Annotated in this window: 30 protein-coding genes; 18 read left to right on the top strand and 12 right to left on the bottom strand. The window is 63.9% G+C overall.

Features of this window, described 5'->3' with window-relative positions; all coding sequences use genetic code 11:
* Positions 1-69: 69 nt before the first annotated feature.
* Positions 70-726: a GntR family transcriptional regulator gene (locus ACIQT2_RS16545; protein WP_400335019.1), complete on the top strand. Its 657-nt coding sequence runs from the start codon at positions 70-72 to the stop codon at positions 724-726.
* Between the two features lie 82 nt (positions 727-808).
* On the top strand, positions 809-1540 hold the full coding sequence (locus ACIQT2_RS16540; RefSeq protein WP_397324123.1) for a hypothetical protein: 732 nt from the start codon (positions 809-811) through the stop codon (positions 1538-1540).
* Between the two features lie 111 nt (positions 1541-1651).
* On the opposite strand, the gene ACIQT2_RS16535 is transcribed toward ACIQT2_RS16540, so the two are convergent.
* The 3 genes from ACIQT2_RS16535 to ACIQT2_RS16525 all read right to left on the bottom strand — a co-directional run bounded on the left by ACIQT2_RS16535 (position 1652) and on the right by ACIQT2_RS16525 (position 5941).
* Positions 1652-2263, bottom strand: coding sequence for a hypothetical protein (locus ACIQT2_RS16535; RefSeq protein ID WP_397324122.1), 612 nt, complete (start codon positions 2261-2263; stop codon positions 1652-1654).
* Between the two features lie 8 nt (positions 2264-2271).
* Positions 2272-4860, bottom strand: coding sequence for a LuxR C-terminal-related transcriptional regulator (locus ACIQT2_RS16530; protein ID WP_402948532.1), 2589 nt, complete (start codon positions 4858-4860; stop codon positions 2272-2274).
* A gap of 106 nt (positions 4861-4966) precedes the next feature.
* Positions 4967-5941, bottom strand: coding sequence for an acyl-CoA thioesterase (locus ACIQT2_RS16525; protein ID WP_402948529.1), 975 nt, complete (start codon positions 5939-5941; stop codon positions 4967-4969).
* A 192-nt stretch (positions 5942-6133) separates the two neighbouring features.
* Between ACIQT2_RS16525 and aztD the strand changes: the two genes are divergently transcribed.
* Entirely contained in the window at positions 6134-7420 is a 1287-nt protein-coding gene (gene aztD / locus ACIQT2_RS16520) for a zinc metallochaperone AztD (protein WP_402948527.1), read from the top strand.
* A 209-nt stretch (positions 7421-7629) separates the two neighbouring features.
* Here aztD and ACIQT2_RS16515 read toward each other — a convergent pair whose 3' ends face one another.
* Complete coding sequence (locus ACIQT2_RS16515) at positions 7630-8064, bottom strand: DoxX family protein (protein ID WP_402948524.1); 435 nt, start codon at positions 8062-8064, stop codon at positions 7630-7632.
* 98 nt (positions 8065-8162) lie between these two features.
* Complete coding sequence (locus ACIQT2_RS16510; RefSeq protein WP_402948521.1) at positions 8163-8732, bottom strand: antibiotic biosynthesis monooxygenase; 570 nt, start codon at positions 8730-8732, stop codon at positions 8163-8165.
* Positions 8733-8775: 43 nt separating this feature from the next.
* Between ACIQT2_RS16510 and ACIQT2_RS16505 the strand changes: the two genes are divergently transcribed.
* The 4 genes from ACIQT2_RS16505 (at position 8776) to ACIQT2_RS16490 (ending at position 11675) form a co-directional block, all read left to right on the top strand.
* Positions 8776-10116: an MATE family efflux transporter gene (locus ACIQT2_RS16505; RefSeq protein ID WP_402948519.1), complete on the top strand. Its 1341-nt coding sequence runs from the start codon at positions 8776-8778 to the stop codon at positions 10114-10116.
* A 9-nt stretch (positions 10117-10125) separates the two neighbouring features.
* A complete protein-coding gene (locus tag ACIQT2_RS16500) occupies positions 10126-10698 on the top strand; it encodes a hypothetical protein (protein WP_397324114.1) in 573 nt (190 codons plus the stop codon).
* 74 nt (positions 10699-10772) lie between these two features.
* Complete coding sequence (locus ACIQT2_RS16495; RefSeq protein WP_402948517.1) at positions 10773-11120, top strand: hypothetical protein; 348 nt, start codon at positions 10773-10775, stop codon at positions 11118-11120.
* Positions 11121-11234: 114 nt separating this feature from the next.
* Entirely contained in the window at positions 11235-11675 is a 441-nt protein-coding gene (locus ACIQT2_RS16490; protein ID WP_402948514.1) for a hypothetical protein, read from the top strand.
* A gap of 13 nt (positions 11676-11688) precedes the next feature.
* Here the strand turns inward: ACIQT2_RS16490 and ACIQT2_RS16485 are convergent, their stop codons facing one another.
* Positions 11689-12237, bottom strand: a complete 549-nt coding sequence (locus tag ACIQT2_RS16485) for a CGNR zinc finger domain-containing protein (protein ID WP_402948512.1) — start codon at positions 12235-12237, stop codon at positions 11689-11691.
* A gap of 71 nt (positions 12238-12308) precedes the next feature.
* Between ACIQT2_RS16485 and ACIQT2_RS16480 the strand changes: the two genes are divergently transcribed.
* The gene (locus tag ACIQT2_RS16480) at positions 12309-13358 is read left to right on the top strand and encodes an EamA family transporter (protein ID WP_402948509.1); all 1050 of its coding nucleotides are present in this window, start codon (positions 12309-12311) and stop codon (positions 13356-13358) included.
* A gap of 119 nt (positions 13359-13477) precedes the next feature.
* On the opposite strand, the gene ACIQT2_RS16475 is transcribed toward ACIQT2_RS16480, so the two are convergent.
* On the bottom strand, positions 13478-13741 hold the full coding sequence (locus ACIQT2_RS16475; protein WP_397324108.1) for a WXG100 family type VII secretion target: 264 nt from the start codon (positions 13739-13741) through the stop codon (positions 13478-13480).
* Between the two features lie 157 nt (positions 13742-13898).
* Here ACIQT2_RS16475 and ACIQT2_RS16470 point away from each other — a divergent pair, with 157 nt between their 5' ends.
* The gene (locus ACIQT2_RS16470) at positions 13899-14171 is read left to right on the top strand and encodes a DUF2277 domain-containing protein (RefSeq protein ID WP_397324107.1); all 273 of its coding nucleotides are present in this window, start codon (positions 13899-13901) and stop codon (positions 14169-14171) included.
* Between the two features lie 38 nt (positions 14172-14209).
* Here ACIQT2_RS16470 and ACIQT2_RS16465 read toward each other — a convergent pair whose 3' ends face one another.
* The 3 genes from ACIQT2_RS16465 to ACIQT2_RS16455 are packed head-to-tail and all read right to left on the bottom strand — an operon-like array spanning position 14210 to position 17194.
* The gene (locus ACIQT2_RS16465) at positions 14210-16537 is read right to left on the bottom strand and encodes a heavy metal translocating P-type ATPase (protein WP_402948505.1); all 2328 of its coding nucleotides are present in this window, start codon (positions 16535-16537) and stop codon (positions 14210-14212) included.
* A gap of 8 nt (positions 16538-16545) precedes the next feature.
* Positions 16546-16779 (bottom strand): heavy-metal-associated domain-containing protein, encoded by a 234-nt coding sequence (locus ACIQT2_RS16460; RefSeq protein WP_397324105.1) that lies wholly within the window; start codon positions 16777-16779, stop codon positions 16546-16548.
* Positions 16780-16828: 49 nt separating this feature from the next.
* Positions 16829-17194, bottom strand: a complete 366-nt coding sequence (locus tag ACIQT2_RS16455) for a metal-sensitive transcriptional regulator (protein WP_402948502.1) — start codon at positions 17192-17194, stop codon at positions 16829-16831.
* A gap of 289 nt (positions 17195-17483) precedes the next feature.
* On the opposite strand from ACIQT2_RS16455, the gene ACIQT2_RS16450 reads away from it, so the two are divergent.
* From ACIQT2_RS16450 to ACIQT2_RS16410, 9 genes are all read left to right on the top strand, one after another.
* Positions 17484-17888 carry a rhodanese-like domain-containing protein gene (locus tag ACIQT2_RS16450; protein WP_400335049.1) on the top strand — a complete coding sequence of 135 codons (405 nt, stop codon included), beginning with the start codon at positions 17484-17486 and terminating at the stop codon, positions 17886-17888.
* 125 nt (positions 17889-18013) lie between these two features.
* Positions 18014-18487, top strand: a complete 474-nt coding sequence (locus tag ACIQT2_RS16445; RefSeq protein WP_397324099.1) for an Asp23/Gls24 family envelope stress response protein — start codon at positions 18014-18016, stop codon at positions 18485-18487.
* Positions 18484-18675: a DUF2273 domain-containing protein gene (locus tag ACIQT2_RS16440; protein WP_400335050.1), complete on the top strand. Its 192-nt coding sequence runs from the start codon at positions 18484-18486 to the stop codon at positions 18673-18675. Before ACIQT2_RS16445 ends, ACIQT2_RS16440 begins: the two co-directional genes overlap by 4 nt.
* Positions 18672-19031 (top strand): hypothetical protein, encoded by a 360-nt coding sequence (locus tag ACIQT2_RS16435; protein ID WP_400335052.1) that lies wholly within the window; start codon positions 18672-18674, stop codon positions 19029-19031. The genes ACIQT2_RS16440 and ACIQT2_RS16435 overlap by 4 nt, the downstream gene beginning before the upstream one ends.
* Positions 19028-19609, top strand: coding sequence for a hypothetical protein (locus ACIQT2_RS16430; protein ID WP_402948499.1), 582 nt, complete (start codon positions 19028-19030; stop codon positions 19607-19609). The genes ACIQT2_RS16435 and ACIQT2_RS16430 overlap by 4 nt, the downstream gene beginning before the upstream one ends.
* On the top strand, positions 19606-20211 hold the full coding sequence (locus tag ACIQT2_RS16425) for a hypothetical protein (RefSeq protein ID WP_402948496.1): 606 nt from the start codon (positions 19606-19608) through the stop codon (positions 20209-20211). Before ACIQT2_RS16430 ends, ACIQT2_RS16425 begins: the two co-directional genes overlap by 4 nt.
* A 63-nt stretch (positions 20212-20274) precedes the next feature.
* The gene (locus ACIQT2_RS16420) at positions 20275-20850 is read left to right on the top strand and encodes an RNA polymerase sigma factor (RefSeq protein WP_402948493.1); all 576 of its coding nucleotides are present in this window, start codon (positions 20275-20277) and stop codon (positions 20848-20850) included.
* On the top strand, positions 20847-21449 hold the full coding sequence (locus ACIQT2_RS16415; protein ID WP_402948490.1) for an Asp23/Gls24 family envelope stress response protein: 603 nt from the start codon (positions 20847-20849) through the stop codon (positions 21447-21449). Before ACIQT2_RS16420 ends, ACIQT2_RS16415 begins: the two co-directional genes overlap by 4 nt.
* On the top strand, positions 21446-21766 hold the full coding sequence (locus ACIQT2_RS16410) for a hypothetical protein (RefSeq protein ID WP_402948487.1): 321 nt from the start codon (positions 21446-21448) through the stop codon (positions 21764-21766). Before ACIQT2_RS16415 ends, ACIQT2_RS16410 begins: the two co-directional genes overlap by 4 nt.
* Here ACIQT2_RS16410 and ACIQT2_RS16405 read toward each other — a convergent pair.
* Together ACIQT2_RS16405 and ACIQT2_RS16400 are read right to left on the bottom strand one after the other, a co-directional pair.
* Complete coding sequence (locus ACIQT2_RS16405) at positions 21763-22788, bottom strand: ATP-dependent 6-phosphofructokinase (RefSeq protein ID WP_402948484.1); 1026 nt, start codon at positions 22786-22788, stop codon at positions 21763-21765. The two genes, ACIQT2_RS16410 and ACIQT2_RS16405, sit on opposite strands and share 4 nt — an antisense overlap.
* A complete protein-coding gene (locus ACIQT2_RS16400; protein ID WP_402948481.1) occupies positions 22785-24272 on the bottom strand; it encodes a glyceraldehyde-3-phosphate dehydrogenase in 1488 nt (495 codons plus the stop codon). Before ACIQT2_RS16400 ends, ACIQT2_RS16405 begins: the two co-directional genes overlap by 4 nt.
* Positions 24273-24548: the final 276 nt, after the last annotated feature.

Below are 24548 nucleotides of genomic sequence, written 5' to 3'. Positions count from 1 at the left end.
CCCCTGCCCGTAGTATCGACAGTTAACACCGGACTGTCGGCTGTTGCCCGAAGATATTGAGGAAAGATCATGGCCCTTGGCGCATCCCTCCTGGGATTGGAGAAGAAGAGCCTTCGCGAGCAGGCACTCATCGCTCTAAGGGGTGCCATTACCAGCGGCGAGCTGGAACCCGGGCGGCATCTTGTGGAGACCGAGCTGTCCGACATGCTCCAGATCAGCCGGGGAACACTTCGCGAAGCCCTCCGCCAGCTTGAACAGGAAGGCCTGGTTTCCGCCGGAGCACGCGGACGCCTTTCCGTCCGCCACCTGGACGTGAAGGAGATCCGGGACATCTTTTCCGTCCGGGGGGTCCTCGAATCGCTGGCCGCCCGCACGCTCAGCGACATGCCTGACAAGGAAGCGGCCCTCAGGGAACTGCGAGAGGCCGTGGAGGCCATGGGCAAGGCGAGTGAATCCTCCTTGGAAGAGCAGATCGAGGCTGACCTTGAATTCCACCGCACGCTGTGCCGCCTCTCCGGCAACGAGACCCTGCTGCACCAGTGGGAGTCTTTGGAAGGCTCCATCCGCATGTCCATCATGTTCGCCGGGGTGGAACGGGCCACGGGGAACATGAGTGTTGGCAGGCACTATGACATCGTTGCGGCGATCGAGACGGGCAACGCTGCGAAGGCACGCGAAACGATCATCTCGCACATGGACGGTGCTGCAGAAAACCTGGTGGGATAGCCTGGCCAAACTGTTGGCCCACCACTGAGAGAGTGCGCTCACCGCCACTGAGGAGCGTTGAGGCGAAGGCTAGTTTGTCCGGGTGCCAGTTCAACGCCCACCTTCCCCCATCGCTGAAAACCCGTCCTCTGATTCACCTTCACCGGGACCCGACGCAGAGCCGGCCGAGCGTCCCGACGTCGACTTCGTCCACAGAAACCCCATCCTGGCAAGCGCAGTTGCCTGGGAGTGGAAGAGGCGTGCCACCACCGTCACGTTGGGCGGAATCCACACGTCCTGGTCCTCGCTGCTCCTGCAGGATCCCCTCGAAGCCGCCCTGTGGGTGGTCCTGGACGCGTATGCGGATGACCTCGTTCCGCTGCCGCTCAAAGTGCGGTCCCTGACTGCTGCCGGACGCCGCTGCTTGGTGCTTGGCCAGGTGACCCCCTCCCAACGGGCAGCGCTGTCCGCTGAAGGAGCCGTCGCCATCCTCGACCCGGACAGCACGGCGGCGGAGATTCCCCGCCTGATTGAAGCCGTGGTTCTTGGATCAACCCGGCCCCTGGTTCCCCAGCCCAGCGTCGGCAAGGAACTGACGGACAGGGAAATCCAAGTACTGGAGCTCTATGCCCGCCGACGTGCGCTCACCGCATCGGCCTTGGCCCAAGCCTTGGGTCTCAGGACCACCACGGTGCGCGGACATCTGGCACGTGGACGGAAGAAGCTGACGGACGCCGGTCTGCGTTGCGTCACCAGGGGAGAGCTGGCCAAGGCCCTCCAAGACATTGGCTACAGCATCACGGACAACCAGTGGCACGCCGTTGGACGGTGGTAGCCCGCTGAGGCATGGCACCACTGAGGAGGCCGGCAGTAAACACTGAGCCGGGATGCCTTGGCCACGGAGAAAACCGGTGTCGGTGCCGGGCAATTGCTTCAAGCCGCGTGCTCACCGCAGGGTGGCGCGGTACCGGCGGCTCACCGCTGCCCGGCTGGTCCGCGGGCCTATCCCCAACTTGCGTCGAACCGATGCGAGGTGGTTCCGCAGGGTGGCATCGGCGATGCCCAGCCGTCTTGCCACCTCCATGCGCGGGAGCTCCTGGGCGTCCAGAAGGTAGGCGTCCGCGGCAATTTCCTCAGCCGCCGTCAAAGCGATGCATTCACGGCCGGAGTCGGGGTCAAACGGCAGGTGCGTGCCGTCGTCGGAAATGCTTTTGACCGCACTGAGCAGCACCTGGAGCGTTGCCGTCTCGGGCACGTAGCCGCGCACGCCCAGATTCATGAGGCCCAAGACGCGTGAACTGTGCAGGACGCCGCCGTAAACGAGCACCCGTTTGCCGGCCTGCACTAAATCGCTGACGCTTCCTTCCAGGTCCGGCATGGCGCCGTCTGCCACCACCACGCTTCCCGGCATCCTGGACTGCAGCGAGACCGTGGCCCAATGCACCAGCGACGTGAACTGACGGTTATTGCTGATGACCCGAAGGCGCGAGCCCTGGGTGGCCTTGCTCAGTTTCTGGGAACGGAAATTCGCCCAGTGGGATTCAACAGGGTTTGTCATGGCTGTCCTTAACCTTCCAGTACGGCGTTGAGCCGGTTTGTCTCTTGATCCGGGAAACCTCCCACAGCACCCACACGGGACTCCTCCGGGATCCCCTGAACCAGGTCCGCGAGTTGCTTCCGTGTTGTGGAGTCCGTTTTGCGTAAAGCATTGGAGATGTGGCTTTCCACCGTGCGGATGCTGATCCCCAAGTGCTCGGCGATGTCCTGGTTGCTTTGCTGGCCCGCGACCATCGCCACCTCGATCTCCCGCACTGTGAGGGAAGAACCTGGTGCTTCTGAGCAGAAGTCGAAGAGGGTACCGGTTGGCCGGAACCGGGCGCTGAAATCCTTGGCAGCCCGGGCGAGTTCGCGTGCCATATCCGGTTCTCCGCTCAGCTGCCACCGTTGACCGGCCCCGCGCAGAAGCATGCAGATGTGGTACGTGTCTGCATCCGGTACGTAGGTGTCCAGCACGTGCCGGAGCCGCGCCACGTCGCCTTCAATGGCAGCATCTGCGGCGGCAAGGAGTTGGTCATGGACGGCCAGTCCCCGTTCTCGCAGGATGCCCTTGAGCAGGTCCCGGACCCGGGGGCCGGCCAGCAGCCCCAAGGCGAAAATGCCGGTGTGCACGGCTTCGAAGACGAACCCGCGGGCCAAGGCCTTCGACACGACACGACTGGCCAGCTGGTCGAAGGACTTCGCGCTGACGGGACGGCTGGCGGCCAGGTCCAGCAGGCCCGTACCCACTCCGGGGAGGGGGCCGACGTCGGGGGCTTTTGCCGGGGTGCCCGCGGTGCCGCCGCCATCCCCAGCGCGTAAGGAGGACAAACGCAGCATGGCGCCGTGCAAGGAATTCAGGAGGGGGCTGGGTGTGCCGAAGGAAAAGGACCGCCCCATCAGATACTCGGCTTCGTCGAACAAGCCGTAGTTCTGCAGGGACAGGGCAGCGAGGTAGCTCTGGCTCACCAGGGTGAATTGGTCGATCTCCTGCATCGCCTTCTGTCGCGAGGCAAGCGCCAGGATCAGGGACTCCTCGACACGTCCGCTCGCGAACAGGGCCAACCCGCGTATGAAGGTTTCGAAGCGTTGGAGTTCGTCCGGCATGTCGCCCGCAGCGATGCTGGTCAGGGCTGCCCCAGGTTTGAGGCTGTACAGCTCCAGGATTCCTTTGATGATGGCAAAGGCGCCCCCTGGCGGTCCTGGTTCCGGATCGGGGATGGTCACCTTGCCGTCTGCGGCGCACGATGCCTCGAGGAAGCTGATGAATGCTTCGGCTTCCGGGCGCAGGCGGGGCTCCCTGGACGCCGTGGTGCGGAGAAGTGCTACGCCTCCTTTGAGGTCGCCCCTCGCGGTGTACATCCACCAGGCCTGGGTCATGGTGAAGAAAAACAGCTCCCCCGCCGTGCCGGACTCCATGTCGGTCCGGCTGAAGACTTCCTGGACCCGTTCTGGATCCACCGGCGCTCCCCAGTAGCAGGCCAGAAGCGGCACCGCGTTGGCCAGGTTCCGTTGGTGCTCCCATGCTGAGAAGTGGTCTCTCTCCATGGCCTCGGAGCGCTGCTGGAAATAGCGGTTCGTGGCCGCATGGTTACCGTTCATTTCCTCGCGGATGGCGGCCACTGCGGCGGGCAGGCGGTTGGTGGGTGCCTCGGCAAGGGCGTGGCTGCCAACTCTTCCCGTCAGGGTGCTTTGAAGAACCCTCCTGGACCCAACGGCGCGTGCTGCGAGGTAGTCGTCCAGCAGGGGCGGGAAGACTGTGGCCACAGGAGTGCCGTCCGGGCTGCTGACCACCGAAATCAGTCCGCCAACCTCCAGATCGTCCAAGGCATCTTCGCCCACCGTTGCTACGAGTTGGCTGACGGGTGTGGGTCCGAGCAACGACATCTTGTGGAGTGCGCGGAGCTGGTGGGTCCGCAGGCCCTGAAGCAGGGCTTCGAGCGCGCCGTACAGGTGTTCATTCATCAAACCGGCACCGGGCATGGACCAGCGGCCGTTCTTGAGCAACAGGCCTCCACTGAGGACGGAGCTTTCTACGAGACGAACGGCCAGACGCAAATTACCGCCCGACTTGGTGAGGACATGGGCCGCGACATCCACCTCAGCCGGAGCCCCGAGAATCTTCGCGATGAGCTTGTTGATCTGTCCAAATCCGAGCGCGGGGAGAGCCACTGATGCTTCGGGAAGACAGGCCAACAGGCCGGCAGGTGCTGTGGGATGGAGAGGATTGTCATTCACGGTGATGACCAGAGGCACGTTGGCGCGGGACCGCAGAATGTTCACTACGGCCAGTGATTCCCGGTCAAGGTTGCCGACGTCGTCGATCACCATCACGCGGGCCCCGGTCCGGGCAAACTGGGCCGAAAGGTAGTCCGAGACACCGAGGATTCCGATGGTCCGGGAATTGAAGTCGAGTCCCAGGGACGAGACGCCGGCGAAGGGCACGGCGGCCAGCGCGGGTGTGCCGAACATGGCGAAGACTTCAACACCGTCTTCCTCAAGCCGGGCAACCAGGGACCTTACGAGAGTGGACTTGCCGCTCCCGGGGGCGCCCACGATCCTGACACCCAAGCCCTTGGCCACGTATCCCAGGACGCGATCGATTGTGTGGTTATGCAATGCCCGCTCTCCGACTGCATGGTGCTGCTTTCCTGCATAGTCAATGTGGAGCGCATGCGCGGATCGTGTTGGAGAACTGGGAAGATTTCCGGCAAAGCCGGCAGGATCAGTGGCCGGCGGCCTTCAACAGGTGGTCTGGCAGCCTGTTTCCAGGCGCACGTCCGCGAATCTCAAGGAGCTCCCGGGCGTGTGCGTGAAGCTGCTTGTCCTCATCGGACACCGGCACCCAGGCAGGGATGGGAACCGCCGTCCCGGTCTCGTCACGGGCAACCATTACGGTGAGGCAGTAGGTGGTCAGGTTCATTTCACGCGTTTTCGGGTCGCCGGACCGGACATGTACGGCGATGTGCATACCTTTGGCACCCGTGTAGACGAGGCGGGCTTCCACCTCCACCACGTGGCCGATCAGTAGAGGCCGGTAGAAGCGGACACCGCCGGAGAACACTGCCACTGTGTCCTTGCCGCAATAGCGGGAGGCGCAGACGTAGGCCGCTTCATCGATCCACTTCATCACGATGCCGCCGTGGACCTTGCCGCCCCAGTTGACGTCCGTGGGGGACGCCATGAAACGCAGCGTGACGCGCTCGGCGGTGCCGGCGTCGGTATATTCCTGAGCGTTCATGGCGTTGACGATCTGCTCGCGCACTTCAATGCGCGCGAGTGCATGTTCACGGGCCTCCACCTCTTCCGGAGAGGAGGGCTCGAATTGGGGAACAGGGATGGGCTTCCCGTCCGATCCGACAGCTACGAAGATCACCATGCATTGGCTGTGCATGGTCTCCGGCCCACCCTTGGGGTCGCGGGAACTCACCACTGTATGGATGTGCATCGATGAACGGCCCGTGTAGACGATGGTGGAGGTGACCTCAACCATGTCTCCGCTGTTCACGGGATCCGCGAAATGGATGTTGCCCACGTATGCCGTGACGCAGTAGGACTTTGCCCAGCCCACAGCCGCGGCGTAAGCGGCTTTGTCCACCCATTCCAGCACCGTGCCGGCATCGACGGAACCGCTGTGGCCCACGTCCATGGGGGCTGCGAGGAAGCGGAGGGTCACTGAATTCGCGGGGGACTCGCTCATGCTGGCAGTTTACTGGCGCCATGTTTCTGTTACGTGCGTAAGTCGCTGCCCTGTTGTCGCGTGGGCCAGACGCGCCAATCCGCCGATTCGCTGGCTCACCTTTTGTGTCGGGCGTGTTCCACCAGTTAGTGGCAGCCGTCGACTGTGACAACTCGATTTGCCCTCATAATGAGAATCAATATCATTTAAGCCATGTCACAAAAAGCACCCTCACTTTCCCTGTCCCTGCGGAGCCCCAGCCGGCCCACCCGGGCGCTTGCCGCCGTCGGGCTTTCCGCCCTTTTGCTGAGCGCGTGTGCAGCGCCCGCAAACCAGGCCGCGTCCAACCCGTCGCCGAGTACGGCTTCCACCAAGGAGGCAGGCGCACCAACGCCCCGCCTCGTGTACACGTACGACGGCGGCCTGGCAGCCCTTGACGCGAAGACGCTTGAGCCCGTTGGGGCCGGGACTCAGCTTGATGGCTTCAACCGGGTCAATCCGGCGGGGGATGGTCGCCACGTGCTCGTGTCCACGGGCGATGCCTTCCGGGTCTTCGACGTCGGTGCGTGGACCGAACCGCATGGGGACCATAGCCACTCATATACGGCCGATCCCCGGTTGACTGAGCTTGCCTTTGAGGCCAACAAGGCCGGGCACGTGGTCCGGCATGCAGGCAAAACCGTCCTGTTCAGCGACGGTTCCGGCAAGGTGGAAAGCTTCGCCTCCACCGACCTCGCCAAAGCCAATGCGCTCCCCGCCACCGACGTTTACTCGACGCCGGAAGCCCATCATGGGGTGGCCGTGGAACTTGAGGACGGCAAGCTGCTCGTGACCCTGGGCAACGAGGAAAGCCGCACGGGAATCGCCGTGCTTTCTGCGGGGAAGGGGCAGGACCGGCAGGAAGTGGTCCGCAACGAAGACTGCCCGGGCGTGCATGGTGAGGCCGTGGCTGCCGGCGAGGCGGTGGTGGTGGGTTGCACCAATGGAATGCTGATCTACAAGGATGGGGCCATCACCAAGGTTGCCAGCCCGGATGCCTATGGACGCATGGGGAACCAGGCGGGCTCGGAGAAATCGCCCGTGATCCTGGGTGACTACAAGGTGGACAAGGCCGCCAAGCTGGAGCGTCCCACGCGGATTTCGCTCGTCAACACGGAGACGGCCAAGCTGCAGTTGGTGGACCTTGGAACCAGCTATTCGTTCCGGTCTTTGGGTCGTGGTCCCTCGGGTGAAGCCTTGGTCTTGGGCACAGACGGCAGCCTCCGCATCATTGATCCGCTGACGGGCATGGTGGAGAAGGCCATACCTGTGGTGTCCGCTTGGGAGGAGTCGGAGACATGGCAGGACCCGCGGCCCACGCTGTTCGTGCAGGGTTCGACGGCGTTCGTCACCGAGCCTGCAACCCGCACCATTCATGCAGTGGACCTGAAAACGGGTGAGGTGGGGAAGTCGGTGCAGCTTGAGCACGTGCCGAACGAACTGACCGGCATCGAAGGATAACCCAACGCTCTCTCACGTACCGCCCCTTAAATCCCAACGCTCTCTCACGTACCGCCCCTTAAATCCCAACGCTCTCTCACCTGTGGACCCCAATTTCCCGATGCTCTGTCACTCCCTTCAAGAAAGCGAGAGAGCGTTGAGGGTTTGGGGGTGTTTGGTGAGAGAGCGTTGGGGGTTTGGGGGTGTTTGGTGAGAGAGCGTTGGGGGGTTTAGGCGAGGACGCGGAGTTTGGATCCCTCGCGTGCGAAGAGCGCGTTGTCCGCGGAGATCCGGCCGGCGCCGGCCAAAGCCAGGGCCAGTGCGGCGCCTGCGAAGAGGAGAACGAGCTCGTATCCGCCGTTGGCCGCGAATATGCCTGCCGGAGCATGTACCAGGAACAGGGCGCCGAGCATGTCGACGGCAAGGAGGGCGCCGAATACACGCGTCAGCAGGCCCAGGATGAGGGTGATTCCGCCCACGAGTTCGAGTGTGGCGACGATCGGGGCAACGACGGACGCGCCCGGGACTCCCATCTGGGCGAACGAGGCTTGCGTACCGGCAATGGTGAATTCGTTGAACTTTTGCCAACCGTGCGCGGCGAAGAGGAATCCTGCAATGATGCGCAGGATGGTCAGGGCTGTGGTGGTCAAGGTGGACTTGTTCATGCTTCCACCCTTCCGAAGATAAGTTGAAGAGTCAACTAATCGCGACGATTCGTGACGTTTCTCTCGGTGCCGCCAAAGCGCCCAGCGGTAGGTTACGGTTACCGCCGTCGTGGTTTTGCTTGCAACCAAGGCTGCAGGAGCCGGGTGGTGATCGGCAGGAAGACGTACGTCATGAGTGGCGTCAGGATCACGATGTTCAGAAGAACCTGCAGCACCAGCGGCCACTCCTGCGTCAACGGATGCAGCAGGAAGTTGGCCAAGAGGCTCAAAGGGAAGAAGGGCAGGAAGATGCTGATGGCCTGCTTCCAGCGAGGCGGCACAACGGTTTCCGGAACGACAACCGAAACGTCGCCCGGCTGCGAAAACCAGCCTTCGATGCCGGTATGCCGTTCCACGCGGGTGGTCTCCATCATGTCCCTCGCGCTGTCGATCCACCACCGGCGCTCCTCGGATTGTTCCCAATCCTGAAGGGACGAGGCATCCGCGAAACGGTACAGCATGTGCCATTCGTGGGAACCGGCGCCATTGCGGACCCACCCGGAGCCCAGGTAGCCCGGCCATTCGCGGGCGAGTTCCTGGCCGGCATGGGCCCAGGCATTGGCCTGCCGGATGTACCCGGGGAGGATGGTGCGGGCAACGGAAACTGTGATGGGTTGCTCGTGTGACACGGCCCCAAACATACCCCGCAAGTAGTCGGACTACCCTTGTTTAGTGCCTGAAACCACAACCGCCCCCGCCCGTTCGAACGCTCGCGAGATTCTGCGGCTCGCCGTGCCCGCCTTCGGTGCGCTCATTGCCGAACCACTGTTCCTGCTGGCCGACTCGGCGATCGTGGGGCACCTTGGTGTGGACCAGCTCGCTGGCGTGGGGCTCGCGTCAACCGTCCTGCACACCGCAGTTGGGTTGATGGTCTTCCTGGCATACTCGACGACGCCGGCAGTCGCCCGCGCCATCGGCGACGCCAAACTTGGCAAGGCTTTGGCAGCAGGGCGCGACGGCGTGTGGCTGGCGCTCCTGTTGGGCGTGGCCCTCGCCGTCCTTGGCTTTGTCTTCGCCGAGCCGCTGGTTGGCTTCATGGGCGCAAGCGGTGACGTGCAGGGCTTCGCCGTGGATTACCTCCGTTGGTCCATGCCCGGGTTGGCTGCGATGCTCTTGATCTTTGCCGGCACGGGAGTCCTCAGGGGCCTGCAGGATACCCGGACCCCGTTGCTGGTGGCCACCGCAGGATTTGCCCTCAACATCGTCCTGAACTGGTTCCTTGTGTACGGCTTGCACTTGTCCGTGGCCGGTTCAGCGATCGGTACCAGCATTGCGCAATGGGCCATGGCCGCCGTGTATCTGGTGATGGTCAGCCGCAATGCGCGGAGCCATGGCGTTTCGCTCAAGCCGGACTGGCACGGAATCCGGGCCATGACCAAGGTGGGTTCGTGGCTCATGCTCAGGACACTCAGCCTGCGGTTGGCCATCCTGGCGACCGTTGTGGTGGTCACGGCACAAGGCGCCGTGAACCTGGCCGCACACCAGTTGGCCATGACCATCTTCTCTTTCCTCGCCTTCGCCTTGGATGCGCTGGCCATTGCGGCCCAGGCTTTGATCGGTAAGGAGCTCGGTGCCAGGAATGCGGGGCGGGCCCGCGAACTGACCCGCACCATGGTCCGGTGGGGCCTGGGGTTTGGCGTCATCACAGGAGTCCTCCTCGCCGTGGCGGCTCCGTGGGCCGGCTACATTTTCACGTCTGACACCGGTGTGCACCATGCACTGACCGTCGCCCTCTGGGTGTTGGCGGTCGGCCAGCCGCTGGCCGGTTACGTATTCGTCCTGGACGGAGTCCTCATCGGCGCCGGCGACGCACGCTACTTGGCGATCGCCGGCGTCGTAAATCTTGCTGTCTACCTGCCGCTTTTGGCGGCCGTCCACGTGGTCAGGCCCGACGGCGCGGCGGGGCTGGTGTGGTTGTGGCTCGCGTTTGCGCTGGGCTACATGCTGGCGCGCGGGGTGACGCTGGGGCTGCGCGCCCGAACCGATCGGTGGATGGTGCTGGGTTCGCACTAAACTGTATGCGTGACTCTCCCAGCTGATTCCGCCCAGACTCCTTCTGCCGCCGTGGCCGATCCCTGGAAACCCGTGCTGATCCGTGCTGCTGTGGCGCTCGTGTTTGGGGTGGTCACGGCATTCTGGAGCAGCCCCTCGGTTGAGGTTCTTGCCTGGGCCGCGGGCCTCTATCTCGTTGCGACCGCTGCGGCCGTGTGGATGTGGCGCGCGTTGCCTGTGTTTGTTCCGGTGGTGATCGCGCTGGCAGGAGTTGCCGCGCTGGTGACCCAATCGGACGCCGGAGTGGCGCTCTCGGCCATTGTGGCATTGCTCGTCCTGGGCGCTTCCGAACTGACCCGCGGTGTGATGAAGCGGGACGGGCTCGCCCGGGATTGGCTCATTTCCGGGGTGATCGCTGTGGGTACGGCGATCGCGCTGCCGTTCTTCATCTCGCTTGGCGCGCACGCCCTGCTGGGCGTTGCCGGCGGCGGGGCCATCATTACCGGCGTGTTGTGGATCCTGTCCGGCCTGACCTTGCGCCACGATGCCCGGACCGCTTCCCCGGCGTCTGTGCCGGGCGCTTCGCCCGAGGCCGTAAACTAGTAGTTGGACGTTCTACTCGTTGTAGAACTTTTGCAACCGGCGGGGAGCCGAACAGGCCCGCCATCATTGGAGGAATGACCGTGGCAGACCAGACACCAGGAGAACCGCGCAAGATGCGGACCTCGGTCAAGGGACCGCTCGTTTTCTCCGCATTCTTTGCTGTCCTGGCCTTTATTGCCGTGCTGATTTTCGCTTCCGGCGGCAGCGCGCACACGCCCCGCTTCGATCTCGCTTTTACCGGCGCGGGTATCGCGTTCATCGTGAGCCTCGTGGTCGCGGCCATGCTGTCCATGAGCTACAAGGAAAATGCCGAACACCTCGGAAAGGGCTCCGGCGTCAACCTCAGTTCCAAGCGTCCGCACGGTGGACACGCGTCGCCGGACTCGCCTGACGAGCCTGAAACGCACGACGGCGGCCACTAACTTCCAGCGCTTCTCCACCTGGGTGGGGGAGCGCTTTTTGTTTGTGATCAGCCACGGTGCGGGGTGGGCCCGGGGTAGTGTGGTCCGAACCGTGGTGTCTACTTTGGGGGAATAATGGCTTCTTGGCGGGATTCGGTATCGCAGGCGGCGCAGGACGATCTGGACCAATTGCTCAATTTGGCTCTGCCATTCGCGGAGCAATGCCTGACCAAGTACGGCGAGTTCTTTCCCTTCAGCATTGCGATTGGCGTTGATGGTGAGCCGATATTCATCGCGACCGAGTCGAGCATGGAGGAGCACCCGCAATCCAACGATGTCATCGCAGAAAGCTATGAGGCGCTGGCAGCCCAGCGAAACAGCATTCGTGCGGCGGTGGTGGTTTCCGACGTGCGGCTGCGCGAGCAAGACTCCGACGCTGTGTACATCGCTACTGAGCACGCCGAGGGGCTTGGCTTGGGACTCTATCAGCCGTATAGGCTCGTGCCCGGCGGGGATGTTGAGCTAGGGGACATGTCTTTGGTTGCCGGGGAGCGGGTCATCTGGCCGGAAGGTTAGTGGGGGCGACTGCCTACTCGCCTTCGGCGGCTTTCCTGGCCCGGTACGCTGCCACGTGCGCACGGTTGGCACAGTTGCCGGTGTCGCAATAGAGCTTGGAGCGGTTGCGGCTGAGGTCCAGGACCACGGCGTCGCAGTCTTCCGCGGCACACACGCGCATCCGGTCCATTTCCTTGCTGCGGATCACGTCGATGACGGCCATGGCGGCTTCCGTGCCCATGCGGTCGGCCAGCGGAGCTTCGGGCGTGGTGGCGTGGAGGTGCCAATCCCATTGGTCGTGCTTGGCCAGTTGGGGGAGTGCCTTGGCGTCGGCGAGGAGCTTGTTCACGGACTTCGCAGCGGTGTCCTCATCGGCGGTCCACAAGGCGGCCAGTTCGCTGCGCAGCCGCTTGACGCTGCGCAGTTCTGCGGCGGTCTTGGTCCGCGAGCCTGAAAATCCCTCGGTGTCGAGGAAAGCGTCGAGCTCGTCCATGGTTGCCAACGATTCGTCGCCATTGGCCGCGGTGTTGATCAGATTGACGACGCTGCGGAGCGCCACCTCGGTGTCAGGCGCAAAAAGCACTTTGACTCCTTACATCATTCGGGGGTACTGTCATGACCATAAGCCCACTTTACTCCTGACAGGAGGCTGCTGTGTCAGCAACAAAGACGATGGCTGATGCAAAAGGATTCCTGGCATCGGGACTCGGCATCGCCGTGATTTCCTCGGCAGTCTTCGGTACTTCCGGCGCGTTTGCGAAGTCGATGCTCGAAACCGGGTGGTCACCGGGTGCAGCGGTTGCCGTGCGCCTGACTGGTGCCGCGCTCATCTTGGCGATTCCCGCCGTCGTGGTTCTTCGCGGGCGCTGGCACCAACTTAAGGACAACTGGCTCACTATCCTGCTCTTCGGCCTCATTGGCGTAGCCGGCTGCCAGCTCTTCTACTTCAACGCGGTGGCGCGGTTGTCCGTGGGTGTCGCGTTGCTGCTGGAGTACCTGGCGCCGGTGATGATCGTGTTGTGGCTGTGGATCTCAAGCCGCCGCAGGCCACGGGCACTGACTTCCCTTGGCGCTTTGCTGTCATTGGGCGGTCTGGTGCTGGTTCTGGACCTGACTGGCTCAGTCAAAGTGGACTTCATCGGCGTGCTCTGGGGAATGGCTGCGGCCGTGTGCTTGGTGATCTACTTTTTCATTACGGCCAAAGAGAACGACACCCTCCCGCCACTCGTCCTCGCCTCCGGTGGCTTGGTGGTTGGCGCAGCCGTCATGTGGTTGGTTGGCGCTATAGGCCTGTTGCCGATGACGTTCAGCACGGCCAACACGTCGCTGGGGCCATGGACAACGCCGTGGTGGGTTTCGGCTGCCGGACTGATCATCCTCGCGACGGTCCTCGCCTATGTCTCGGGAATCATGGCCGCGCGAAGCCTCGGGTCCAAGGTGGCCTCGTTCGTTTCGCTGACCGAAGTGTTGTTCGCCGTCCTGTGGGCCTGGCTCCTGCTCGGAGAGTTGCCCGGCCCGATCCAGTTGATGGGTGGCGTGCTGATCGTTGGGGGCGTGGTCCTGGTGCGCGTCGACGAACTGCGCGGCGACCGGCGAAGTGCGGATGCCGCTGCCACCCGGGTTTTGGATCACGCGAACGACGTCGAACCAATCCCTTCGGGGCCGGTCGCTGAGGTGCCGGTCGCTGAGGTGCGCCGCAACTGACGCGTTGTGGGGCCCGCTCTGCGTTCCATTCTTGGGGGATGGGACGCAAAGCGGGCCCCACAGCGGAGTTAAAGGCGAAAGGCCCGGACGCCGTAGCGTCCGGGCCTTTCCCAACTGTCTTAGTTGGATGCCTGCTGCTGCTGCTCAGCGTTCTTCGTAGCGCGTGAACCGGCGTCGCGAAGAGCGTCAGCAACCTTCTTGAGGCTGGAAGCGTGGTGGCTGTCCCACTCGCTGCGGAACTTGTCAGCGTCCGGGCCCTTCCAGTCGGTGCCGTCCAGGGCACCCTTCAGCTGAGAGCGCTGCTGCTCGATGGTCTCGGCACCGGCCTTCAGCTTGTTACCGAGCTGGCGAAGCTGATCAACGTCTGCACCCCAAATAGCCATGAGATATCTCCTTCTTTTTTCGGACCCGAGCTCTTCGGCATCCCCAGCGGCCTCCGGCTCATCCGGAAGATCCATGACTAAAACCTATCCCGGGAATCCAAGGACCGTCGATGGGCACCCCTCCCCATGGAGGACTGCCCATAGTTAGCATGGGGTTATGTGCCGCAATATCAGGACCCTTCATAACTTCGAACCCCGTGCCACGTCCGCCGAAGTGGAGGCCGCCGCGCTGCAGTACGTGCGCAAGATCAGCGGAGCCACCAAGCCATCCAAGGCCAATGAGGAAGCTTTCGCGGAGGCGGTGCACGAGATCGCCCACATCACGCAACACTTGCTCGATTCGTTGGTGAGCCATGCTCCCGCGAAGAACCGTGAAGAGGAAGCCGCCAAGGCCCGGGCAAGGTCGGCCGTGCGGTTCGGAACGGCCTAGTTCAAGCCTCGGTATCTCAAAGTAGCTGTCAGTTGGGGTTACTTGCCGAAGGACCGGAGCCTCAGCGAGTTGGCGACAACCAGCACCGAGCTCGCAGCCATCGCCGCGCCCGCGATCATCGGGTTCAGGAGTCCCAGTGCGGCCACCGGGATTCCGATCGCGTTGTAGAAGAAGGCCCAGAACAAGTTGGTCTTGATGGTGGACAGCGTCTTGCGGGACAGCTCGATCGCTTGGACCAATTGGTTCAAGTCGCTACCCATCACGGTCAGGTCCGAGGCTTCGATGGCTACGTCCGTGCCCGACCCCATGGCAATCCCGAGATCGGATTGCGCCAGGGCAGCTGCGTCATTGACGCCATCGCCCGCCATGGCAACAGTCGCACCCTTCTCCTGCAGCTTCCGTACCGCGTCAACCTTGCCTTCGGGCAAGACTCCGGCGAAGACGTCCTCAGGTGAAATTCCGACGGCGGCAGCCACCTGGGCGGCGACGGCGGCATTGTCTCCCGTCAGGAGCATGGGGCGAATGCCGAGCTCCTTCAGCTTCCTTATGGCTTCGGTCGAACCGGACTTTATAGTGTCGCGCAAGCTGACGATTCCAGCAGGCTGTCCGTCGACGGCAACCCAGATGGCTGTCGCTCCACCATTTTCCTGTTCCCTGAGGGTAGCCCTGTGCGAGGCCTCCAGGGTTACTCCGTTTTCCTCAAGCCAACCGGAACGACCCACCACGACGGTCATGGCGGTGCCGTGCAGCGCGACCGTACCCCGGACTCCGCCGCCCGGTGCCGAGCTGAAGTTGGCCACGGATGGCAGGTTGACGGCGTCGGGCAATGCATCCATCGCCGCCCCCGCAATGGCGTGGGCGATGGGGTGCTCAGACGCGGCCTCGACGGCGCCGGCAAGAGTGAGGACATCCTCTGAGTCATGTCCGTTGAGTGCCGCCGTGTGGTCCACGGCGAGTTTGCCGCTGGTGACCGTGCCGGTCTTGTCCAAGAGGATGGTATCGACGTGCCGTGTGTCCTCGAGGACCTGCGGACCCTTGATCAGGATGCCGAGCTGCGCGCCGCGACCGGTGCCCGTGAGCAGTCCTACGGGTGTGGCCAGGCCGAGCGCACAGGGGCAGGCGATCACCAGAACGGCCACTGCTGCCGTGAACGATGCATTGAGGTCGCCGGAGAAGAACAGCCACAGCACGAAGGTGATGAACGCGATGAGCAGGACGATTGGCACGAAGACCGCGCTGATCCGGTCAGCCAGCCGGGCGATGGGTGCCTTGCCGGTCTGGGCTTGGCTGACCAAGCGACCCATCTGGGCAAGCGTGGTGTCTGCGCCAACACGGGTGGCGCGCACGAGCAGGCGGCCGGAGGTGTTGATGGTTGCGCCGGTTACTTTGCTGCCGGGGCCCACCTCCACAGGTACTGACTCCCCGGTGACAAGGGAAGCATCGACGGCGGAGGCGCCGTCCGTGACCATGCCGTCGGTGGCGATCTTCTCCCCCGGGCGGACGACAAAGACGTCGTCAACCAACAGCTGGTCGGCAGGTATCTTCTGCTCCCGTCCGTCCACCAGGACAGTGGCGTCCTTCGCGCCGAGGTTCAGCAGGGCCTTCAGGGCGTTCCCGGCCTTCGCCTTCGCATTCGCCTCGAGGTAGCGACCCAAGAGAAGGAACGTGGTGACCACAGCGGCGACTTCGAAGTAGAGCCCGCCGGACATGCCTTCCATGCCGGGATGCTCGGTCATCCGTGGATCTGCCACCAACTGCCAGGCAGAGTAGGCGTAGGCCGCGATCACGCCGATGGAGACCAGCGTGTCCATGGTGGACGCGACATGCCGTGCATTGATGGCTGCTGCTTTATGGAACGGCCACGCAGCCCAGCTCACCACCGGCAACGCCAGCGCGGCAGCCACCCAGCCCCAGTTGGGGAACTGGAGGGCGGGAATCATCGAGATGGCGAAAACGGGGACCGTAAGGATGGCTGCCAAGTACAGGCGCGGCCGCAGAATCGAGGCGGCAGGCCCATGGTCCATGTGGTTCTCGTGTTCGGCATGGGTTTCGTGTTCGGCGTGCGAGGACTCGCTGGCGCCGTCATCCGGGTGCCCGGTGTGGTGATGGGCATGCGGGGCAGGGGGTTGGCGGACGGTGGCCTTGTAGCCCGTGGCGTTGACAGTGTCTACGAGTTGTTGATCCGTGACGGTCGACGGGACGGTGACATGGGCTGATTCCAGGGGAAGGTTGACGGTGGCCTCGACGCCCTCAAGCTTGCCGAGTTTCCGTTCCACTCGATTGACACATGAGGCACAGGTCATGCCCTCGATGTCGAGTTCAACCACCCGGGTTTCGGGTTGGTTGAAGATCTCCTGGTTGGTCAAAGGAACTCCTAGGCTTCGTTGGCTACCACCACGTAGCCGGCTTCTGCGACAGCTTCGCCAATTTCAGACGGCGAGAGTTCGCTGGTGGAGGTGATGGTCACGGTGGACAGGCCACCGGGGTTGAGGTCTACCGAGACCTCTTCGACGCCGCTGAGGGCCTCCAGTTCTTCACTCACGCTGGAGATGCAATGCCCGCACGTCATGCCCGAAACGTTGACGTTGGTGGTGATGGTTTGGCTCATGATGCGCTCCTTGGTGGTGAGTTGAATGGCGTGGTGTGTGCTTGAGGGGTTACCGCAACAGGCGCCCGATGGCATCGGTGGCCTCCTTCACTTTGGCGTCGATCTGTTCGGCGCGTGCATCCGGATCCGGCTCGGAGGCGGCACCGACGACGCAGTGGCCGATGTGCTCTTCGACGAGGCCCAGGCTCACCGCGTGCAGCGCCTTGGTGGCAGCAGCCACCTGCGTGAGGATGTCGATGCAGTACTTGTCCTCCTCGACCATCCGGGCAATGCCGCGGACTTGGCCTTCAATCCGTTTGAGGCGGCGGAGGTAGGCGTCTTTGTTGCTGGTATAGCCGTGCGGAGTTGCCGTCTCCAGCTCAACCTCGACGGTCGGCAGGTTCGAGTTCCCGTGGTTCAGGTCTACCGTGCTCATGAACCCAAACTATACCCATAGGGGGTATATCGCAAGTACCCCCAGGGGGTATCTCTGTGATCTCCGGCAATGGGTCCACGCCACCATCCGGACCGAATGCCTGGACTCGCTGCGGGCGTGGCGGCGGCGCCTGGTGTGCGAGGCTGGAAGCGCGGCTACGGAGCCGAACAATACGCCAGAGCGGGATAGGAAACTTAGTGGCTACTGAATGCAAGGATGCCCTGAGCGCATCGCCGGGACAGGGTGGAGGACGGGCGGCTGTCCGGACGGCATCGAGGGTGGGCGCATCATGAGCGCTGATCCGGCGGCGTACTTCCGGGCCAAGTTGGAACTCGAAATCGACGTCATGGACGTGGCCGACGCCGAGCCGGGCTCCCTGGTGGTGGTGGACACCCGCCGGCAGTCATCGTGGGACCACGGACATATTCCCGGAGCGGTACATCTTCCAACCGCACAGATTCCCGAGCTCGCAGGCCGCCTGGTCCCGCCCGGGTCGCGGGTGGTGGTGTACTCCTGGGGGCCGGGGTGCAACGGCAGCACGTTCGCAGCGCTCGCCTTCGCGGAGTTGGGATATTCGGTGAAGGAAATGATCGGCGGCATCGAGTACTGGATCAGGAACGGACTCCCCGTGGAAACGGCGGCCGGCCTTCGCGCGGAGTACCCCGATCCCTTGGTGACGGCCCATGCCGGGTGAGTATCGCCGTCGTGCATTAATAGTGATGCACATCACATAAATCTGAGCGTGAGGATCCGGTCCCCAGTCTCGTCTTCCTTGTAACGGCGCAAACAGGCGCCCACGAACACGAGGAGTGAAGTGCCATGACCATCCAGACGCACACCCCGGCAGACGTCCCCGCCAAGAACGGCAAGGAGTCCGCTGCCAAAGCACCCCAGTTCAAAGGCAAGGACGGCCGCGGGCTCACCACCGTTGCTGACGGCGTAGTAGCCAAGATCGCAGGCATCGCCATCCAGGAGATCGACGGCGTCCACGCCCTGGGTGGCGGCGCAGCCCGTGCGATCGGCACTCTGCGCGAGAAGGTCGGCCAGAAGGACCTGACGCAGGGCGTCAGCGTCGAGGTCGGCCAAACGCAAGTGGCAGTAGACGTCACACTTGTTGTGGAATACCCGCACCCCCTCCAGGAAGTGGCGGACAACGCGCGGGACGCCGTATACACCGCAATCGAGGACCTGGTGGGCATGGAAGTCACCGAGGTCAACGTCACCATTACGGACATCCACGTGCCGAGCGACGACGACTCGGATGGCGCCGACCATGAGCCGAGGGTCGCGTGAGCCCCACGGTAACCGGCCTGGCGGCCGGCGCCGTCCTGGCAGTGGTGGCCTTGTCCTTCGGCTTCTGGGGTTTCCTGGTCACGGCCCTGTTCATGGCAGTGGGCGCTGCCGTGGGCAGGGCGGCGGAGGGAAGGCTTGACCTCGCCGGAGTACTGGACGCGCTGCGCGGCAAACGCTCCTCATCATGAGCGGCGGGACCGGGACTGTGACCGGCGCACGCGCAGGCCACACCAGGATCACCCACGCGGCGCTCCGCAAAACCCTGGAGGCCGTTACGGCACAGGCATTCCACGTCAGCCCCGGTGCTGTGGGCGCGGAACTGGAGGATGACCGCGGCCTCTTGGGCGTGAAAGTGACAGTGAAGTTGGCAGCGCCACCGCTTCGGGCCCTGCAGGGAGGTCCCACGGTCTTCGAGCAGGCCCAGCGCGCACGGACGGCCATCGCGGTTCGGGGCTTCGCCCTCACCGGGATGCGGCTGGGCAGGGTGGACATCAGGCTCACGGCCGCCAAGCGTGCCCCGAGGCCGGAAGGAAGGGTTCAATGAGTCACGTCCGAACCATCAAGAGGATGCTGCGCAGGGAAACCCATTCATCCAGGTCGCTGGTCTCCATCGTCGTGGCAACGCTGCTCGCGCTGGCGTTTCTCTGGGCCGCGGCAGAAACGGTCCTGTGGATTCTGAAGGACCGGCCCTTGCTGGCTGATCCTCCCCGGGTGGGGGACTGGTTGGTCCAGCTCCCCGCAACAACCATCCCGGGCGCCTTGGGGGCGTCCGGGGTTGGGGTTGCACTGCTGGGCGTGCTGGTCCTGGTTGCTGCTGCAGCCCCCGGGCGGAAAGCCCGGCGGTCCCTCGGCAGCGACCGTAGCGCCATCGTCGTCGACGACCAACTCATTGCGGCGGCTTTGTCCCGGCGGTGCCGGCTGGAAGCGGGACTCGCGCCCGGACAGGTGACCACCACCGTAGGCGCCCGTTCAGTGCGGGTGGTGATGCGTCCGACGTCGGGCGTTCCACTCAAAGCGGAGGTACTGAAAGCAGCGGTCGACGGCGAACTGGCCGCCTTGGGACTGAAGCGGCGGGTTTCGTCATCGGTGCGCATAGTGGACGAAGGGGTGGTTGGCCAATGAGGAACACGAACAGGGCACTGAACAGGTTGCTCCTGGGCGTTCTGGGGCTGCTCCTGGTGATTCTGGGAGCGGCGGTTTTCGCGGCAGGCCAATTGCCCTCTGCTGCAACCACGTGGACCTCAACGGGCACCCGCGCCACCGAGCAGGCACGCCAGCTCCTGGAGTCCGCGCCGCTGGCCGGACCTCTCCGTAGTTGGTGGCTGGTGGCAGGGATCGCAGCGCTGCTCCTCTGCGCCGCTCTGTGCTTGGCATGGATTTCGCGCCAAGGCGGTGGACATACCCCGGTGATGGGCAGGCAATCGGACGGTATTGACGGAACCACGGTCATTGACTCCGGCCTGGTTTCGCTCGCAGTCCAGGAAGCACTCGCGGACCACAGGCAAGTACTCGCCACGTCGGTAACGGCTTGGGAATCGCGGCGTGGGACCATGCTGCGGTTGGCGATCGAAGCCCGGCAAGGAGCATCTCCGCGGGAACTGGCGGACACAGCCGAAGAGTTGGTCAAGGAAATCGACGCCTGGATGGGCCATCCGATGCCGGTGCTGGTGCGAATCACCAACGGTAACAGGAGCAGCCTGGCCAAACGCCGGCGGACCACATGACGTTTCAAGGGTTATCGCGAAGCCTCCCCGGGCTTCGCGGAAGCCAGGGAGGGAAGGAGTTGCGTGACAGACGCACAACGGGCCCAGCATCCGTTGGACCTGGTTCCGGACGCCATTCTTGCCGGTCGGGCCGCCGATGGTGACACGGCAGCTTTTGAGGCCTTGGCCCGCAGGCATGGACCACTGATGCGCGCCAGCGCCCGCCGACTGACCGGATCCTGGGCCGATGCTGACGACGTGGTCCAGGAATCGTTGGTCCAGGCATGGAAGCAACTGGAAAACCTGCGGGACCCGTCCACGGTGAGGAGTTGGCTTCTCAGGATCTTGGGCAGTCGAGGCGTGGACTACCTGCGCAAGCGCAGGAACCACGCACCCTTGGAAACGTCGGAGCCCCAGGCACCCCGGCTCAGCCCGCAGGATCCGGAACCGGCAGCTCTCAACGGCTCCGGGGTGGAAGCCCTGAAAGCAGCCCTCGCCGCCTTGCCCGAGGAACAACGGCGATGTTGGGTGCTCAAGGAGTTCAACGACCAAAGCTACGAGGAGATCGCCGAGACCTTGAACATCAGCCCTGCCAGCGTCCGTGGCCGGCTCGCCCGGGCACGCGTCACCCTTGCACGCAGAATGGAGGAATGGCGATGAGCACCTCCCCCGACACCCTGGAATGCGGTCATTCCCTGGCGGAGCTGAGCGCCTACCTGGACACCGGCGCTTTCAGCGACCCAGGACACCTGGAGACGTGCCCGGAATGCCAATCAGGTTTGGCCACCCTCCGCCGGTTGTCCGGCTTCGCGGGAGAACTGGTGCATGCAGACGTAGCCGAGGCAGGCTCTGGCACCGACGACTGGATGCAGTCGATACTGTCCAACCTGCGCCTGGAGCTTCGGCCAGGCCGGACCATCCCCCTGCTTTCGGACAACCCGGCGGATGTCCTGTCGGAGACTGAAGGCGCGGTGACCGCGCTCATTCGCTCCGTGGTGGACGCCATTCCGGGCACGGCCGCAGGAAAGTGCCACCTCCTGGGCGATGTGACGGATCCGGGGGCTGGAATTACCGTCACGGTGGACATCGCGGTGGTGTACGGCCACCACCTTGAGGAACGGGCAACCCAGGTCCGCGAAGCCTTGGCAGAGGCACTGCGGACGCAGACCGAAATGAACATCACCGGGATCGACGTGACCATCACGGACGTCCTGGACCCAGGCCCGGATTTCGGGAACCCGCGCGAGGAGCAGTCATGACGGAACCAGTGGCACGTGCGCTCGCCGAGGAACTGACGCAGGTTGTCCAGGCCGTGGATGGCGTCAGCGCGCTCTTCCCCGCACGGCCGTTGTGGCAATCACTTGCCGGTGCTGCCATCCAGGCAGTGACGGGGGAGGCCCAGCCCCTGGTGGGCCTTTCGGAGAATCCGGACGGGGTCTCCGTCAAAGTACGTATCGGTGTTGGGGCAAGCCACCCCGCTCCGGCCGTGGCCCGGAAAGTAGCCGAAGCAATCAGGACCTGCCTCCAGGAGCCAGCTGCCGTCGTCGAGGTGTCCGTTGTGAAGATCGAGGGCTAGCCGAACAGCACCGCAGCCTCCTCATAGCGGCGCTGCGGCACCACCTTGAGTTTGCCGAGGGCCTCATCGAAGCCAACCTGGCGGATGTCCGTGCCCTTCAAGGCGACCATGGATCCCCAGCGGCCTTCCACTACGGAATGCACGGCGGCCATGCCCAAACGGGTGGCCAGAACGCGGTCGAACGCGGAGGGGACGCCGCCGCGTTGGATGTGGCCCAGGATGGTGGTCCTGGTTTCGATCCCGGTCAGGGCCTCGATCTCCGGGGCGAGCTGGTCCGCGATGCCGCCCATCCGGGGACGGCCGAACGTGTCCAGCCCGCGCTCCGAGTGCGGGGTTTCAAGATGGTCGGGTACGAAGCCCTCGGCCACCACCACCAGCGGTGCGCGGCCACGGGCGTGGGCCTCCTTGACCCATTGGCCGATCTGCTCCACGCTGACCTTCTGCTCGGGAATCAGGATGGCATGCGCGCCAGCGGCCATGCCTGCGTGCAGGGCGATCCAGCCGACGTGGCGGCCCATGACCTCCGCGATCATGCAGCGGTGGTGGGACTCGCCGGTGGTCCGCAGCCGGTCCATGGCTTCTGTGGCGATGTGCACGGCGGTATCGAAACCAAAGCTGTAATCGGTGGCGTCGAGATCGTTGTCCACGGTCTTGGGCACGCCAACGATCTTCAGTCCGGCGTCCGTGAGGCGCTTCGCTGCGGCGAGGGTGCCCTCGCCGCCGATCGCGATGATCGCGTCGATGCCCAGCCGCTCCATGTGGGCCTTGATGACATCCGGTCCGCCGCCGTTTTCGAACGGATTGGTGCGCGAGGTGCCCAGGATGGTGCCGCCTTGCTTGGCGATCCCCCGGACCATGGCACGGGGGATATCAATGACATCCCCCTCCACCACACCGCGCCAGCCGTCGCGGAATCCCACGAATTCGTGCCCTTGGATGGCGATGCCCTTGAGGACAGCGCCCCGGATCACTGCATTCAATCCGGGGCAGTCGCCACCGCTGGTCAGGATTCCAATCTTCATGAGCCCACAGCCGCCAGCACCGACATGGCTTCTTCCACCACGTTTGCCGCGGGGAACGACGGCCGGTTCACGCCTGCCATCTCCTCCATGACACGGACCACCTGGCAGCTGTAGCCGAACTCGTTGTCGTACCAGACGTAGAGGACCAGGTTCTTGTCAGTGGAAATGGTGGCCAGGCCATCGACAATGCCCGTGTGGCGGGAGCCGACAAAATCGGTGGAGACCACTTCCGGCGAATCCATGTAATCGATCTGCTGCCGCAGGTCCGAATGGAGGGCCATCTCGCGCAGGTAGGTATTGACCTCGTCCTTGGTGGTGCCGCGTTCCAGGTTCAGGTTCAGGATGGCCATGGAAACGTCAGGCGTCGGAACCCGGATGGAGCTGCCCGTGAGCTTGCCCTGCAGTTCGGGGAGAGCCTTGGCCACGGCCTTGGCGGCGCCCGTCTCGGTGATCACCATGTTCAGGGCTGCGGACCGGCCACGACGGTCGCCCTTGTGGAAGTTGTCAATGAGGTTCTGGTCGTTGGTGAACGAGTGCACGGTTTCAACGTGCCCGTGGATGACACCGTACTTGTCGTTGATCGCTTGCAGGATCGGGGTGATGGCATTCGTGGTGCAGGATGCGGCGGTGACAATCCGGTCCTGGTCGGTGATGTCACCGTGGTTGATGCCGTGCACGATGTTCTTGAGATCGCCCTTGCCCGGTGCGGTCAGCAGGACCCGGGCCGCGCCCTTGCTGAGCAGGTGCTGCGAGAGCCCTTCGGCATCCCGCCAGCGACCGGTGTTGTCCACGACAAGCGCGTCCTTGATGCCATACGCGGTGTAGTCGATGGTGGCCGGATCGTCCGAATAGATCACCTGGATCCGGACGCCGTTGGCGGTGATGGTGTTGGCCTCGTTGTCCACCTTGATGGATCCTTCGAAAGAGCCGTGGACGGAGTCGCGGCGAAGCAGGCTGGCGCGCTTGGTGAGATCGTTGTCCGCGCCCTTGCGGACAACGATCGCACGGAGCCGCAGGCCATGGCCGCCACCGGCCTGCTCCACGAGGATGCGCGTCAGCAGACGCCCAATGCGGCCAAAACCATAAAGTACGACGTCGGTGCTGGCGCCGGCGTTGGTGCCCCGCTTGCCGACCACTCCAGCCAGTTCGGTCCGAAGGAAGTCCCCAAGGGAGGCTCCGTTGCCCTTCTCCTTGTACTTCTGGTTCAGGCGGGCGATGTCTATGGCTGCCGAGCCGAGCTGCAATTCCGCAAGGGCATTGAGGAGGGGAGCAGTCTCTTCGAGGAGGAGCTCTTCCTTGCTGATCCGGCGGGCAAAGCGGTGGGCCTTGAGGATGCTCATGGTGGACTTGTTCACCAGGCTGCGGCCGTGGATGCTGGTCACCACGTTGTTTTCGCGGTAGAGCCGGCCAATCACCGGAATCATCGCTTCAGCAAGGGCCTCCCGGCCCATCCACGTTGCAAGACACGTATCTGAGGTTTGCATCGGACTGCCTTTCCAGAAGAGGGGTCGGTAGGTTTTGCTTCCAGCCTCCGGGATGCTTCAGGGGCTTAGCATCCATCGTCCGTCCCGGACCAGGTTCCGGAAACGCTAATTCGGGATGGTTTTAACCACTCTTTAGGGTGGGCGCTGCGTGGTGCCGGCCGGTGGTTTGGGTGGTGGTGGTTTTAGGTGGTCATGGTGGCGAACATGAGGGCCATGGTGGTGGCGCCGGCGGCTTCGAGGCCGTGTTCGGTGCGGGTGTTTGTGGGGTGGTGGTGG

Origin of the sequence: Paenarthrobacter sp. NPDC090522 (assembly GCF_044769225.1) — a bacterium.
In the GTDB taxonomy this organism is placed as follows: Bacteria; Actinomycetota; Actinomycetes; order Actinomycetales; family Micrococcaceae; genus Arthrobacter.
The sequence above is the reverse complement of the archived record's forward strand: the minus strand, read 5'-3'. Positions and strand labels throughout refer to the sequence as shown.

Excerpts from the sequence above, each read along its gene's own strand:
- ACIQT2_RS16545 (WP_400335019.1), top strand. The coding sequence starts at position 70 with ATGGCCCTTGGCGCATCCCTCCTGGGATTGGAGAAGAAGAGCCTTCGC.
- ACIQT2_RS16535 (WP_397324122.1), bottom strand. The coding sequence starts at position 2,263 with ATGACAAACCCTGTTGAATCCCACTGGGCGAATTTCCGTTCCCAGAAA.
- ACIQT2_RS16525 (WP_402948529.1), bottom strand. The coding sequence starts at position 5,941 with ATGAGCGAGTCCCCCGCGAATTCAGTGACCCTCCGCTTCCTCGCAGCC.
- aztD (WP_402948527.1), top strand. The coding sequence starts at position 6,134 with ATGTCACAAAAAGCACCCTCACTTTCCCTGTCCCTGCGGAGCCCCAGC.
- ACIQT2_RS16515 (WP_402948524.1), bottom strand. The coding sequence starts at position 8,064 with ATGAACAAGTCCACCTTGACCACCACAGCCCTGACCATCCTGCGCATC.
- ACIQT2_RS16495 (WP_402948517.1), top strand. The coding sequence starts at position 10,773 with ATGACCGTGGCAGACCAGACACCAGGAGAACCGCGCAAGATGCGGACC.
- ACIQT2_RS16490 (WP_402948514.1), top strand. The coding sequence starts at position 11,235 with ATGGCTTCTTGGCGGGATTCGGTATCGCAGGCGGCGCAGGACGATCTG.
- ACIQT2_RS16475 (WP_397324108.1), bottom strand. The coding sequence starts at position 13,741 with ATGGCTATTTGGGGTGCAGACGTTGATCAGCTTCGCCAGCTCGGTAAC.
- ACIQT2_RS16470 (WP_397324107.1), top strand. The coding sequence starts at position 13,899 with ATGTGCCGCAATATCAGGACCCTTCATAACTTCGAACCCCGTGCCACG.
- ACIQT2_RS16460 (WP_397324105.1), bottom strand. The coding sequence starts at position 16,779 with ATGAGCCAAACCATCACCACCAACGTCAACGTTTCGGGCATGACGTGC.
- ACIQT2_RS16455 (WP_402948502.1), bottom strand. The coding sequence starts at position 17,194 with ATGAGCACGGTAGACCTGAACCACGGGAACTCGAACCTGCCGACCGTC.
- ACIQT2_RS16450 (WP_400335049.1), top strand. The coding sequence starts at position 17,484 with ATGAGCGCTGATCCGGCGGCGTACTTCCGGGCCAAGTTGGAACTCGAA.
- ACIQT2_RS16445 (WP_397324099.1), top strand. The coding sequence starts at position 18,014 with ATGACCATCCAGACGCACACCCCGGCAGACGTCCCCGCCAAGAACGGC.
- ACIQT2_RS16435 (WP_400335052.1), top strand. The coding sequence starts at position 18,672 with ATGAGCGGCGGGACCGGGACTGTGACCGGCGCACGCGCAGGCCACACC.
- ACIQT2_RS16430 (WP_402948499.1), top strand. The coding sequence starts at position 19,028 with ATGAGTCACGTCCGAACCATCAAGAGGATGCTGCGCAGGGAAACCCAT.
- ACIQT2_RS16425 (WP_402948496.1), top strand. The coding sequence starts at position 19,606 with ATGAGGAACACGAACAGGGCACTGAACAGGTTGCTCCTGGGCGTTCTG.
- ACIQT2_RS16415 (WP_402948490.1), top strand. The coding sequence starts at position 20,847 with ATGAGCACCTCCCCCGACACCCTGGAATGCGGTCATTCCCTGGCGGAG.
- ACIQT2_RS16410 (WP_402948487.1), top strand. The coding sequence starts at position 21,446 with ATGACGGAACCAGTGGCACGTGCGCTCGCCGAGGAACTGACGCAGGTT.
- ACIQT2_RS16405 (WP_402948484.1), bottom strand. The coding sequence starts at position 22,788 with ATGAAGATTGGAATCCTGACCAGCGGTGGCGACTGCCCCGGATTGAAT.
- ACIQT2_RS16400 (WP_402948481.1), bottom strand. The coding sequence starts at position 24,272 with ATGCAAACCTCAGATACGTGTCTTGCAACGTGGATGGGCCGGGAGGCC.